The organism is Pseudomonas sp. BF-B-26 (assembly GCF_019956495.1).
Taxonomy (GTDB): domain Bacteria; phylum Pseudomonadota; class Gammaproteobacteria; order Pseudomonadales; family Pseudomonadaceae; genus Aquipseudomonas.
Genome location: NZ_JAHBDP010000124.1, coordinates 34,316 through 47,773, shown reverse-complemented (window position 1 = coordinate 47,773; position 13,458 = coordinate 34,316). Strand labels below are relative to the sequence as shown.

Genomic DNA, 13,458 nt, shown 5'->3' with positions numbered 1-13,458 from the left:
GCGCATAGGGTTTACGGCGCCGCCTGACCTCTTTCTACAAGGAGAACTTCCATGTTTCGACGTACCGATATCGCGTTCGAAGCCGAGGGCGGCGTCACGCTGCGCGGCTGGCTCTATATTCCCACCGGCGGCACCGCCCCCTATCCTGCCATCACGATGGCGCATGGTTATGCCGGCGTGAAGGAGCACGGCCTGGAGCCATTCGCTGAGAAATTTGCCTCCAACGGCTTTGTCGTCCTCCTGCACGATCACCGCAACTTCGGCGCCAGCGAAGGCACGCCGCGCCAGGATATCGACCCATGGTGTCAGATCGCTGATTGGCGGCGCGCGATCAGTTTCCTGGAAGACCAGGATGCCGTCGACGCGAAGCGCATCGGCTTATGGGGCACGAGCTATTCCGGCGGTCACGCACTCGTGCTTGGCGCAACCGAACGCCGCTTGCGTGCGGTCGTCGCGCAGGTGCCGACGATCAGCGGCTTCGAGCAAGGACTGCGCCGCATTCCGCCCGATGCTGTCGCCGCCATCGAGGATGCCTTCACGGCGGACGAGCGCGCGCAAGCACACGGCGAGCCGCCGCGTAGACAGATAATCGTCAGCGCTGATCCGGCCGTCCCTGCTTCGTACCGCACCAAGGAAGCCATTGAGTTCTATCTGCAGCCCGTACCCGACGGCGCCTGGGAGAACAGCGTCACGGTGCGCTCGACGCGCGCTGCGCGCATGTACGAACCGGGCACGTGGATTGCGCGCGTGTCCCCCACGCCGCTGCTGCTGATCGTCGCGCTGCAGGACACGATCACGCTGACCGATCTTGAGCTGGTCGCCTACGAACGCGCCCTTGAGCCGAAGCGCCTCGTGACGATCCCCGGCGGCCACTTCGATCCGTACATCACCAGATTCGATCAATCATGTACCGCCGCGCTGGACTGGTTCAAGGAACACCTCGCGTAACAGCGTCACTATCGTTACCGGGGCACACTACGGGCGCTGAAGGCACTGGTTCATGATGCCAATCCGCGTACAGTTTCTGTACGCATGCACATCCGAACGGGTCGCGATTGAAACGCTCCAGGGTGAAGTTGTGTAAGAGCGCAGACATGCGCGGTTCGAGACACCTATCAATGCTGCGCAGAAGGTGATTGGCTGGGATGTGATCTTTAAGGTGGAACGAGTAAAACAGCCGTTCCTGCCCACTCGATAACTGCCCCATCATGCTGTGTGCTTCCCTGCTGGCCAATGTAGAGATTTTGCCGCAGGCCGGGCAGGGGAGTTACTTTTTCAACAGAATCGGCCAGAAGCAGCCATTCGTGAATGGCCGTTTTCGACCGAGGCTGTGTAAAAACGTTTTAGAGCAGGTATGACGGTCGGCGCCAGAACGAAAATCGCGCTCCTACGCAAATTTTAGGCCTGTCCGACCAGCTAGGCGCTGGCAGATTTAACATAGCAACGCAGACTTCAAAACGGTGCATCCGTTTTTACACAGCTTGGGCCGACTTCTGCCGATCGGTTAGGCTGGAGTAGGGACGAATCATTTGGTGCTCTCTACCTCAGCCGTTCGATGAGCCGGCGTTGGTTTGACATTTATGATTGCGCCATGCGCGGTATCGACCAGATAGTTCACCGCTATTGCCCAGCTAAACCTCGTCGCCCCCTAGGCCAGCGGCGGGTAGTCGGTATAGCCCTCTTCCGAACCACTGTAAAAAGTGGAGGCATCCGCAGTAGCCAGCGGCGCATCAAGGAAGAAGCGTTCCGGCAGATCAGGGTTGCTGATGAACAGCGTGCCAAATGTGACTGCATCGGCCAGGTCGGTTTGCAGAGCCTGTTCCGCAGACTTCCGATCATAACCAACATTCAACACGAAAATCCCTGAGAACCGCTTGCGAGCCCCGGGCGCCAAGGGTTTCGCGCCTTCCGGCAGAGTCCCCGGTTCCATGAAATGCAGAATTCCAACGTTTCTCTTTTCCAGCGCTTCTACCGCGTACATGTAGGTCTGCTCGAGATTGGAGTCGCCCATGTCATTGTACGGAATGCGCGGCGACAGCCTGACCGAGATACGGGCCGGCCCGAAGACCTTGATCGCAGCGTCAGTGGCTTCAAGCAAGAACTTCGCCCGCTTCTCAATGGTACCGCCATACTCGTCGGTGCGTTTGTTTGAGCCGTCTTCCAGAAACTGCGCGGGCAGATAACCATTGGCACCGTGTACTTCTACACCATCAAATCCCGCATCTTTCGCGGCCTGTGCAGCTTTTTCGTAGTCCGCAATAGTGGACTTGATTTCATCAATGGTCAGTTCGCGTGGGGTCACCGAGGGTTTGATGCCTTCTGGCGTGAACGCCTGGCTATTGAAGGGAACTGACGATGGCGCGACCGGGAGTTCTCCACCATGAAAATCAGGATGAGATGCTCTACCCGTATGCCAGAGCTGGGCGAAAATGAGACCACCGGCTTCATGAACTGCCTGAGTTACCTTCTTCCAGCCCGCAATCTGTTCAGGAGTATAGATCCCTGGGGTATTCGTCCAACCGACGGCCTGGGCGCTGATCTGGGTGCCTTCCGTAAAAATAAGGCCCGCCGATGCGCGCTGTGCGTAATAGGTCGCAGTCAATTCGTTGGCCACCTGATCCTTGGATCGACCTCTTGTCATCGGCGCCATGAACACCCGATTTTTGAAGGTGAGCTCTTCGTTGTTTAAGGGGGTTAGAAGCTTAAAATTTTCCATACTTTCCTCAGAATAAATTTTATTGAATGTCCGCCCGTGCTTAACGATTTCTCAAGTGCGGCTCGACCAAAGAAATGCTTCTGTCGGATGCTCGATTGGCTGGCTGCAAGCCGCCGGCAAGAGTGGCGAACGAAGGGTCCGGTTCGGACCGCTTCCCTCAAGTGAGGACAATTGACAAGGTATCAATAATAAACCTAGCGTCAATTAGGCACTGTTCGTAGACCTAGTAGGTTTGAGGATACCTGCCGTCAGGAAATAGTCGGCGGCGTATGGGCTGTCGAGCCGTATACAGGGGCCTCGCGCGCAAGAGCAGTGGCGCTCTGCGTTCATGATCGAACAAGCCTGAGCAATCGATGTGAAGATTCGGTTGAAGTAGGTACCGAGATTGACTGCCCGCGCATGAAAGGCAAAAACTAGCGCACTGCCAACAACAAAAAGTGTTAGCAGAGTTCCATGCTTACCAGGTCGCACTGGTTCCATTGAGATCTTCGGTGTTTCTTAAGACATCGGATGACAAGTCCCGAAGCGCAGCATGGGCGGCCGACAACGCGTTTATGTAATCGAGTGAAGCAGCCTTCCCTACGTACTTGTCGTTCCGATTGCAGCGGCGTCGAACTTCTGCCGGGCAGCATCAACCTCCGGCAGCTTGGCGAGCGTCCATTCATGCAGTGCCCGAAAAGGTTGTTGCAGCGTGCGGCCCAGCGGCGTGACTCGATACTGCACCGCGACTGGCGAAAGCGAAATCACCTCGCGCGATACCAGGCCGTTGCGCTCCAGCCGACGGAGACATTGAGTGAGCGCTTTTTGGGTGACGCCTTGCAGGCGACGACGGATCGCGTTGAAGCGTTGCGGACCGTCATCAAGCACGGCTAACACCATCATCGACCATTTATCAGCGATCTGGTCGAATAAAGCTCGGCTAGGGCAGTCGGACGAGAAGCACAGCGGTTCGAGTTCAAGCATGGCGGTTTCCTTCTGTATAACCCAGGCGCTCTCAGGCGCTAGATTGACGCCAAGTTTACTGGATATACCGCGTCTGAGAACGCTTTCTTCTGTTGTAGTGTTGGCGCTGATTGGCAACCGTCCCCTGCCGATTGCAAATTGACCCAAGGCTGATTGCTGATTTTTGCCCCGGCAATTGAGAGTAAGTGAATCGCCCCTGAATCCCTGGAAACAGCCATTGTCCGCTCCTGGCCGTCTGCTGCCTGTCGCCACGGCAGCTTTTGGCGGATTCCTACCTATTCTCGACGGAGGGGATGATCAACAATGTTCGAATTCGGGAGGTTTACCATTCCGTATGCGGCTCTGAATTACTTGCAGACCGACAACGTGCTGACATCTAAAAAATCCCGAGTTCGATTCCACCGAACGCCATAACTAGCTGATTTATTTATAGTTACCTATCGGGGTACGCCAAATTTTCCACCGAGTTCCAGACCCGCAGAAAACCTAGCCCCGCAGAAAGCTACCGTTCGTCTGGTGCCGCACCATACAAAACGAAGCCCTCGTAGAAATATGAGGGCTTTGTTGTTTCTGGGGTGTGGAAATCAACTCCCTGGACGTCGCCAGATTGCCGCGACAAGACCATTGTCCTCGACGGTGCCTGTACGCCCACCCGTTACAATTTCACGTCAGTGCAACGTTGACGGGCTCTCACGTCTACCTATAATGCACCCCAACACACCCGCCAAGCCTAGGTTGACTCAGTCAGCAAGCTCAAATCGTGCGGGTTTTTTTTGCCTGGAGAAAAGCTACATGAGGCCCTTTGACAAACCGGCTCTCAGCGTAGAACAGCAATTGGAACTGCTAAAGCAACGAGGCCTACAAGTCGCCAACGACGACAGGGCCATGCGCTTCCTCGAAGTGGTCACGCTGTTTCGTCTGAGCCCCTATATGCGTCCCTTTCAGGAACAAGGGCCGGATCACACCTTCAAGTCGGATAGCACCCTGAAAGCGGTAGTCGACATTTATCGGTTCGATGGCTCTTTGCGGCGCATAACCATGGATGCCATTGAGCGGGTCGAAGTCGCCATACGAGCAACCATCAGTAACCACATGTGCCCCAAATATGGACCCGATTGGATTGCTGATGCTTCCGTATTCTCCTCGTCCTACTCGCATTGCGAGCTACTACGTCCCCTTCGCGAGCAGTTGAGCAAAGAACGAAAAAAATTCGGACGTGAGATTGATCGCATCAAAAGAGGTCGACAGGAAGATGGGCTTCAGCAACAGAGGATCGAAAACCGTATGCGCGATAACTATTTTCGGTACTACGGCGCGACCTATGCCCTTCCTGAACTACCGCCCGCATGGGCGATTCTTGAAGAACTCAGCCTCGGAACGGTATCCACCCTCTTTAATGCCATCGGCAGAAGTGCCGACAAGAAAGCTATTGCGGCCAGATTCCGCTTGCCATTCGATGTATTGGCTTCTTGGCTCCACACCCTGACCTTCATACGAAACTGCTGCGCACACCACTCGCGGCTATGGAACAGAGAACTCTCAATTCGACCTTCGCTTCCGAAAGAGTGGAATATCCCAAACGCAGCAGCCGACAGACCTCAGCCGAAGCAACGGCTTTATATTGTATTGACGATACTCGCGTATCTAACCGACTTGATAAGTCCAGACAGCCTTTGGAAGCCTCGTCTCGAAGAAATCATGGACCATCTGGAATCAACGAATTTGAGCCTAATGGGCTTTCCAAGTGATTGGAAACGTCAACCGCAATGGCTCCTCGAATAAAAATACGGCACGACAACAAAGCCCTCGTAGAAATACGAGGGCTTTGTTGTTCCCGGGGTTTGAGTTTCTATACCCCGAGGGTTTCGATCAGTCGAATTCCGTCGATTCCGAAAGGTGCTCCCAAGCGTCGATTTCCGCCTGAAGATGCGCAATCTTTTCGCGCACCAGCCTCACTGCATCCTTACCCAGTAACAAATGAACCGGCGGCTTTTGCGCAGCCACCAGAGTCAACAATGCCTGCGCCGCTTTGTGCGGATCGCCGGCCTGCTTGCCACTTTTTTCTTCACGCGCCTTGCGGACCGGATCGAACACCGCGTCGTACTCACTCAATGTGCGACTCGAACGGATCATCGAACGCCCCGCCCATTCGGTCCGAAACGAGCCCGGCGCCATGGCGGTCACGTGGATGCCCAGACTTTCCACTTCTTTGGCCAGCGCTTCACTCAAGCCTTCGAGGGCGAATTTGCTGCCGCTGTAGTAGGCGATGCCTGGCAACGTGATAAAGCCGGCCATGGAGGTGATGTTGACGATATGCCCGCTGCGCCGCTCACGCATACCGGGCAGAACTGCCTTGATCATTGCCACCGCGCCAAACACATTAACGTCGAACTGGCGCTGCATCTCGGTCAGAGGTGACTCTTCGAGGATGCCCTCATGACCATAACCGGCGTTGTTCACCAACACATCGATCTGGCCCACCTCGCGCAGAATATCGGCCACCAGCGGCTCAATCGCCGGAAAATCGGTGACGTCGAGCACGAACGCTTTGGCGCGATGGGCGTCCAGTGCTTCGAACGCAGCACGCTCAGTTTCGCGCCGCACCGTCCCCACCACCGTGTGTCCCGCCCCCAGCGCTGCTTGTGAAAAAGCCAGGCCGAAGCCTGAACTGACCCCGGTGATCAGGAAAACCTTGTGAACGTGGGCATTCATGGTGTGCTCTCCAATGAAAACGCCGTCGACATTGATCGACGGCGCTGGGGACAGATCAGGTCTTAGTGACCCGCGCTCTGCCCACCATCCACATGCAGGATCTCGCCAGTGACAAAGTTGGCGCTGTCCAGATACACAACAGCCTGCGCAATATCACTGATCTCGCCCATATGCCCAACCGGGTGCAGATTCCCCAGCGCTTCATGGGTTTCCTCGCCATGCATTGGCGTCTTGATGATGCCGGGGCTGACCGCATTCACCCGAATCCCGCGCTTGGCGTATTCAATGGCCAAGGATTTGGTCGCCGCGTTCAAGCCACCTTTAGTCAGCGAAGCCAGTACCGACGGCACACCGTCAATCGCGTGGTCTGTCAGGCTGGTGGTGATGTTGACGACGTGGCCTTTGCCTTGTTTTTCCATCTCGTTGATCGCGAGTTGGGTAATGTAAAAGAAGCCGTTCAGGTTCACCGACAGCACGTTGGCGTAGTCTTCCGCGGTGTACGCGGTGAACGGCTTGGCAACGAAAATCCCGGCGTTGTTGACCAGGGTGTCGACTCGGCCAAAACGTTCGATGGCTTCACGGATGACTTGCTGGGCGACTTCCGGGTTGCCGATGTCGCCGGCCACGGTGAGGATGTCCGGGTCGGTGGACGGTTTGATCGAACGCGAAGTGGCGACAACTTTGTAATCCAGATCACGGAAAGCTTTGACCATGCCTGCGCCGAGACCTTGGGAGGCACCAGTAATGACGATGACTTTTTTCGAATTGCTCATGATGAACCTCAACTAATAAATGATGGTTTGAAAAAGTAAGTAATCAGGCTTCGGCGGGGGCCTTCGCCATTTGTCTCAACATTTGTTCGTAGTACTCGACCGACTGCGAACCGGACACCAGATGACGACCGTTCAGCACCATGGCCGGAACCGAATTGATGCCGCGCTGGCGGTAAAACTCTTCAAGCTCACGCACTTCTTTGGCGAACGCGCCGGACGCCAACACCTCTTGAGCCGCCGCCGCATCCAGTCCCGCTTCAGCAGCCAGACCCACCAGCGTCTCGCGATCGCTCGGGTTCCGGCCGTCGGTGAAGTAAGCGCGCAGCAGGATCTTTTTCAGTGCGACTTGCCGCCCTTCCTGCAACGCCCACATCAACAACCGGTGAGCATCAAACGTGTTGTAGAAGTGGCTGCGTTTCTCCAGATCAAACTTGAAGCCGATGGCCGCGCCGCGTTCGATCTGCATCGCTTTGCCGGCGGCGACGTCTTCGGCGGTTCGTCCATACTTGCGCATCAAGTGCTCAACCGCTTTTTCGCCGACTGCCGGCATGTCCGGGTTCAACTCGAAGGGCTTGTAGGTCAGTTCCACCGCGACTTCACCGGCCACGTTCTCGATCGCCTGCTCCAGCGCCGTTGCGCCCAAGGCGCACCACGGGCACACCACGTCGGAGATGAAATCGATGGAGACGGTCGCGGTCATGACTTCCCCTCCCCCTCAGCCAGCTGCTTGCGGTACTGGGTGGTGGTGATGCCGGCGTAGCCCCAGTTATCGGTATCGACTTCTTCGATCACGATGTGGGTCAGGTGCGGATCCTTGTTGAGGACGCGTTGCAGGGTTTCAGTGATTTCGGCGATCACCTGAGCTTTCTGCTCAGAGGTAACGCCATCGCGGGTGATGCGTACGCTTACGAAAGGCATGAGGAATCTCCAAGTGACCTTCCCTTCGGAATGAATGGGTCGGCGTTGGAGTTCAATGTAGGGAGTTAGCTGGAGGGGATAAAGGTGGGGGCGGGAACATCATTAGTTACGTGGTGTAATGAGTTTTCAAGGGTTCGTACCGACCAAACAGGGGGGGGCTCTAAACGCAGAGGGTTAACATAGTAAAATCTCCTATTTTCTGAAGAAAAAACTTAATGTCTCAATCTGAAACCAATTGACCGCCCCCAGATTATCTTATTGGTATTCTTCGAGTACCTCACAGGACAGTTGCAGCGACTTACTTATCAGGTGATATTTTCTATTTTCTCGCAGCACAAACTAATCATTCCAATAACAATTCATGAACTCCCTATTAGCTTGTCGTACCGATCGTTCCTCGCCTTTCTCACCAAAAAACCAGATCCTATTTAATTTCTAACACAGATCCTGTTGACCAAATCATGCCAAATGGCTATCATTAAATTTCATTAATAAATCTGAACACACATGCACATCTATTTAGCCGTGATTAGCATTCTAATCTTAAGCCTTCCGATTTCGTTTGTACTTCAATATGCACATCACAAAAATAAAATCCCAAAAGAACTTATCCACCCAAAAACATATATCAACACTAAACTTGAAATCAAACTATCCGCAGTAATTTACACCATTATCTTAATAGTCATCCCTGTCACTATATTGATGAAGAAAGATGGGATTATTATACCGGAAATTTGGAACATCTCTTTAGCTGTAATCTGCCTAGGTTCGACGTTCATCTTAGCGTGGAGGCACTTCAAAGTTTCAAAGGTTTATAGTAAACACAAAAAACTAATTGTGTCAGCGACTGCCCTCCTAACTCTTATTGTTTCTGTAGTTGTTAGCGCGATCACTGATATGTTTATCAGCGAGATAACTTTGGCGGAAGCCTCAGCTTTCCCGGTAGCTCAAAAATGTTTTACGATCATAATGTCCATTTTTGCTTGGACCTACGTGGCAACCGCAATTGGTATGTTAGCCTATACAGTAATCGGGATTTGGTTGCTGATCGCTCCACAGTCAAGGCTCTCAAAAAGAAACACCAAATACATGGGCGAACCAATTAAAAGAACTATCAGCCAAAAGTTAAAATATGAATTATTTAAATTATTCTCAATATATTTTGGGTTGCTATTAGCAATTATAATAATACCTACTTACGCTGCGAAAATTGTATCCAGCGACTGGTTTAATAAAGCTTCTCGCGAACTATTAGTACTTTCTTCATTTCATCTCCCCCCTAGCGTATGCGGCCTAACCGATGTTACAGGAAGCTCGATTACTCAAATACGTTATAAGTATGCCATTGTGGCTGTTCCAGATGCAAAAACAGGATATAAATTTTCAACTGCCAAGTGCAATCCTAAAATTGAAAACATGACTAATCGCTAGCAATATATACGCCTCAACTTAAGCCGCAATCCAGAGCAAACCCCAAACAACTAACATTGTCCAGATCACTCTATAGAGGCTTGATTTTCATAGAAATAGTACAAAACCCAATACAACAACGCATATGCAATTCGTGCAAAAGACTTCAGCATGTATTCTTTAGCTTTATCGCCCTTTGGGGCGCCCTCCATCCACCTAACAAAGCTACAATTAAACATTGTCTTGATTAGATATATTGTGGCTGATCAATAAATATTGCCCAACCATAAATCACTGAAACATTTACCCCACGCCATCACCTAGCCACGATTGCGCACCCTCCCTCCTCAAGCTACCGTCAAGTCATCGCTGCCAATTCAGCGACCGGGCCTGATAACCCGAGTAAGATACAGGCGCACAAGCGCCCCAATCACGATTGCTGGCGTTTTTTTATGCCTGCATTTCCGTGCAATGGCGGCTGTGCGTGGGAGACCTTCGGGTCTGCCGGGTTCCTGTATCTCCGGTTTATCAGCCCGCGCATAGCTGCCACCCATTCGCCTGATAACGAACGTGGTAGCTCTAACTTTGATTCAGGAGTTTTTGCTAATGCCCGCTATCGATCCGTCCAAAATTTGCGTTACTGCTTCAATGGTCACCCCCCACCACCGCCCAAAAACCGGAGGTGCCCAATGACCAACCCCCAAGACCTGAAAACCATCGGCCTCACCCCTTTCTCCTACCACGGCAACCAACCGCTGTTCCGCATCAACGCCGGCGTCCCGGTCATCCAGGCCCTCTCCCACGCCTCCGACCTGCTCCACATCGCCAAACTTCTCGCATCTGACGCCGCCATGGTTCGTGACACCGACCGGCATGCCTGGGCGTCGCATTTTTTGCAGGATATGAGTAAGGCGATCATCGATGACGTAGCGAAGGTGCTCGATGCACCGGGTAACAACCGAACCAGTAACGTCGCGCCCTAAACAAATCGCACACAAGAAAAAGCCCCGAATCAATCGTAATGCTGTTCACTTAAGACATTCTTCAGTCGAGCTAGAGCCTGTGGCGAGGGGATTTATCCCCGTTCGGCTGCGAAGCAGTCGTAATCCAGACAACTTAGTCTGTCTGAAAAGACACTGGGGCCGCTTCGCAGCCCAACGGGGATAAATCCCCTCGCCACAAATGTGGACGCCGCGCTTAAGTGAACAACGATTGATTCGGGGCTTTTTGCGTAAGTCGGTCATCGACCCACTGGCTGATTCGGGTGATATCGATCACTCACGCTACTGTCTATCGGCTCCTCCCCCCGAACCGACTGAGCCACAGCTTCGATAATGGCGGCCCAAATATCCGGCCTTGCCAGCACAGGCATTTCCTTTGCCAATACGTTGCTCAGCTTCCCTTCGTTCTGCTCTATGGATCGCAAGAGCCGATCAGCCTGTTGATCAGGCATCTCAACGACCTCCTTGATTGCCTGCCTGGCCCTTATGTGACTGCGCAAATACCGCGACTCTTCACGCATCTGTTCGGTGATGGTGCGGCGAATGACGTTAGACATGAAAACAACGTGTGGCCCCAGATTCGGATAGCGCCACACCGGGCGGGCCTGATCCTGGCCTGTGAATTCAATATTCGAGACCACGCCGTCAGGATATTGCGTACGAGTGTTGGCGAATGCTACCTGGTCTCGTACGCCTTGCATGAGCGGTTTTGAAACCTGATCCAGCACGCTGTCGTAAAGACGCCGCTCAGCAGAGTCGTCGGTGATAACTGCTGAAATCGGAAGAATCACCGGGTCTGGAATGGCCCCATCACGCCGCAAAATGTCATTAATCAGGAAGCGATGGACCCGGCCGTTGCCGTCGGCCAGCGGATGGATATACACGAAAGCGCACGCTGCTACAGCACTGCGCATGACTGGGGATTGCCCTTGAGTACGATTCAGAAAGATGCGAATGCCTTCCAGCATCCGCTCCAGATCGCTTTCCGGGGGTTGGGCACCGTCGAACTGACCCCAACCGCATAAAAACGATTTTACTTGCTCAAAAACGATCATAAATCTGGCTTTATGCACAAAACCGTTTCGAATCCGGACATTCCCACTGAGCCCCTCACGCAATGAAAACCCGCAACGCCGCCCCCTTTCATCCAAAAAAAAGCCCCGAACCAGTCGGTAATGCTGTTCACTTAAGCGCGGCGTCCACATTTGTGGCGAGGGGATTTAGCGAAACGTCGCACCGCCCCGTTGGGCTGCGAAGCGGCCCCAGCGTCTTTTCAGACAGACTAAGTTGCCTGGATTACGGCTGCTTCGCAGCCGATACGGGGATAAATCCCCTCGCCACAGGTTTTAGCTCGACTGAAGAATGTCTTAAGTGAACAGCATTACGAACCAGTCGGGGCTTTTCCTTTCTCAGCCTTACATCAGGCCTCGATAGCGCAACCGATCATCAGAAAATGTTGATCGGGTAATCCACGAACACACGCACTTCGTTACCGCTGGAGTTGTACTCACTCGATTTCTGCGAGACACGCAGGATCGAGCTGCGCAGTTTCACGCTCAGGTCTTTGGCCGGGCCGCTTTGCACGACGTATTTGAACTGGTTGAAGATTTCGCGCTCGGTGCCGCCTTCGCTGGTGGAGGTGGTGATGTTGTCGCCGCGCACGTAGGCGAAGTTGTAGCTCAGGCCTGGAATGCCGAAGGTGCTGAAGTCCAGGCCGTAGCCCAGTTGCCAGCTGCGTTCGTCTTCGGCGTTGAAGTCGGACCAGTAGGAGTTCGCCAGGTAGATGGTGTTGCCGCCGTCGCCGACGCGACCTTGATCCTTCTGGTAGCCGCCGTAGGCATAGCCCAGGTTGCTGTCGCCGGTGCTGCGCTGGTGGGCGAGCGTGAATGAGTGCGCGCCGGTGGCGAAGGTGGCGGCCAGGCTCCAGATTTTGTTGTCGTCGCCGGTCGCACCGCTTTCGCGAACGTAGGAATCGTCCAGCTTGGTGCGGTAGCCGTTGAAGTCCAGGGTCAGGGACTGATCCTTGTCGATCGGGAACACGTAGTTGGCGTTCACGTATTGCTTCTTCAACACGTCTTCGACGTCGGAAGCGTACAGCGCAGCCTTGAACTGTTCGGTGAACTGGTAACTGCCGCCCAACACGTTGATCGACTTCAGGCCGCCGCTGTCATGGCCTTCAGCGCTTTTGCGCGATTCGGCGGTGAAGCGACCGGCGTTCAGCTCCAGGCCTTTGATCTCTTTGGAGGTGATCAGCGTGCCGGTGTAGCTTTCCGGCAGCAGACGCCCGTTGTCATAGCTCAACACCGGCAGCACTGGCATCTGGTCGCCGTAGGTCAGGACAGTGCTGGATACGCGGAATTTTACCGCGCCTCCGGCTTTGGCCAGGTCGCCGGCCGGGTTACCGCTGTCGCCTTCCTTGAAAAAGTCGATGCCTTGGCCGCCGCTGTGGCTACCACGGTCCAGACGCAAGGCGTACAGACCGAAGGCATCAACGCCCACGCCGACGGTACCTTGGGTGAAGCCCGAGGTGTAGGTGCCGATGGCAGCCTGACCCCATTCACGCTGGTCGTCGTTGCCGTCTTTTTTGTCGCGATTGATGTAGGCATTGCGCAGCAGCACTTTGAGGCTGCTGTCTTCAACAAAACCCTTGGATTCGGCCTGGTCGTTAGCCATGACCTGTGTAGCACTCAAAATCCCCAGAGCGATCAGGCTGATTCGCTTGTTCAACATTTTGTTCTTTTCCTTATGATCGGTTGATACGCACTGTGTCGAACGGCTGAAACGGCGCTATCGCGCTCTTTTTTCACCCCAAACAAAAAGGCCCGCGCACGAAGAAATCGTGGCGGGCCTTTTTGTTATTTTTATGAGTCGTGGCGGTTGGCCACAGGCGTGGGGCGAATCCTAGCCGCGCCCTTAACGATGTGTCAATTTCATGAATCGTCTGTAAATAGGCGAAAAACGT

At 53.9% G+C, this 13,458-nt stretch carries 12 protein-coding genes; 4 read left to right on the top strand and 8 right to left on the bottom strand.

Annotation, left to right across the window (positions count from 1 at the left end; all coding sequences use genetic code 11):
- Positions 1-51: 51 nt before the first annotated feature.
- Complete coding sequence (locus KGB03_RS27520) at positions 52-948, top strand: alpha/beta hydrolase (protein ID WP_223530341.1); 897 nt, start codon at positions 52-54, stop codon at positions 946-948.
- 700 nt (positions 949-1,648) lie between these two features.
- Here KGB03_RS27520 and KGB03_RS27505 read toward each other — a convergent pair.
- Together KGB03_RS27505 and KGB03_RS27500 are read right to left on the bottom strand one after the other, a co-directional pair.
- Positions 1,649-2,716: an alkene reductase gene (locus tag KGB03_RS27505; protein WP_223530339.1), complete on the bottom strand. Its 1,068-nt coding sequence runs from the start codon at positions 2,714-2,716 to the stop codon at positions 1,649-1,651.
- A gap of 579 nt (positions 2,717-3,295) precedes the next feature.
- Positions 3,296-3,679, bottom strand: a complete 384-nt coding sequence (locus tag KGB03_RS27500; protein WP_223530337.1) for a winged helix-turn-helix transcriptional regulator — start codon at positions 3,677-3,679, stop codon at positions 3,296-3,298.
- Between the two features lie 792 nt (positions 3,680-4,471).
- Here KGB03_RS27500 and KGB03_RS27495 point away from each other — a divergent pair.
- Positions 4,472-5,461 (top strand): Abi family protein, encoded by a 990-nt coding sequence (locus tag KGB03_RS27495; RefSeq protein WP_111449443.1) that lies wholly within the window; start codon positions 4,472-4,474, stop codon positions 5,459-5,461.
- Positions 5,462-5,548: 87 nt separating this feature from the next.
- On the opposite strand, the gene KGB03_RS27490 is transcribed toward KGB03_RS27495, so the two are convergent.
- The 4 genes from KGB03_RS27490 to KGB03_RS27475 form a co-directional block, all read right to left on the bottom strand.
- Positions 5,549-6,391, bottom strand: coding sequence for an oxidoreductase (locus tag KGB03_RS27490; protein ID WP_223530335.1), 843 nt, complete (start codon positions 6,389-6,391; stop codon positions 5,549-5,551).
- Between the two features lie 62 nt (positions 6,392-6,453).
- Positions 6,454-7,164 carry an SDR family NAD(P)-dependent oxidoreductase gene (locus KGB03_RS27485; RefSeq protein ID WP_223530332.1) on the bottom strand — a complete coding sequence of 237 codons (711 nt, stop codon included), beginning with the start codon at positions 7,162-7,164 and terminating at the stop codon, positions 6,454-6,456.
- Positions 7,165-7,207: 43 nt separating this feature from the next.
- A complete protein-coding gene (locus tag KGB03_RS27480; RefSeq protein WP_192409843.1) occupies positions 7,208-7,864 on the bottom strand; it encodes a DsbA family oxidoreductase in 657 nt (218 codons plus the stop codon).
- Positions 7,861-8,082: a tautomerase family protein gene (locus tag KGB03_RS27475; RefSeq protein WP_149416692.1), complete on the bottom strand. Its 222-nt coding sequence runs from the start codon at positions 8,080-8,082 to the stop codon at positions 7,861-7,863. The genes KGB03_RS27480 and KGB03_RS27475 overlap by 4 nt, the downstream gene beginning before the upstream one ends.
- 507 nt (positions 8,083-8,589) lie before the next feature.
- Between KGB03_RS27475 and KGB03_RS27470 the strand changes: the two genes are divergently transcribed.
- Both KGB03_RS27470 and KGB03_RS27465 read left to right on the top strand, forming a co-directional pair.
- Positions 8,590-9,516 (top strand): hypothetical protein, encoded by a 927-nt coding sequence (locus tag KGB03_RS27470; protein ID WP_223530330.1) that lies wholly within the window; start codon positions 8,590-8,592, stop codon positions 9,514-9,516.
- A 668-nt stretch (positions 9,517-10,184) separates the two neighbouring features.
- On the top strand, positions 10,185-10,478 hold the full coding sequence (locus KGB03_RS27465) for a DUF3077 domain-containing protein (protein ID WP_223530328.1): 294 nt from the start codon (positions 10,185-10,187) through the stop codon (positions 10,476-10,478).
- A gap of 257 nt (positions 10,479-10,735) precedes the next feature.
- Here the strand turns inward: KGB03_RS27465 and KGB03_RS27460 are convergent, their stop codons facing one another.
- Together KGB03_RS27460 and KGB03_RS27455 are read right to left on the bottom strand one after the other, a co-directional pair.
- A complete protein-coding gene (locus tag KGB03_RS27460) occupies positions 10,736-11,551 on the bottom strand; it encodes a Fic family protein (protein WP_223530326.1) in 816 nt (271 codons plus the stop codon).
- Positions 11,552-11,942: 391 nt separating this feature from the next.
- On the bottom strand, positions 11,943-13,226 hold the full coding sequence (locus tag KGB03_RS27455; RefSeq protein ID WP_223530317.1) for an OprD family porin: 1,284 nt from the start codon (positions 13,224-13,226) through the stop codon (positions 11,943-11,945).
- Positions 13,227-13,458 lie beyond the last annotated feature (232 nt).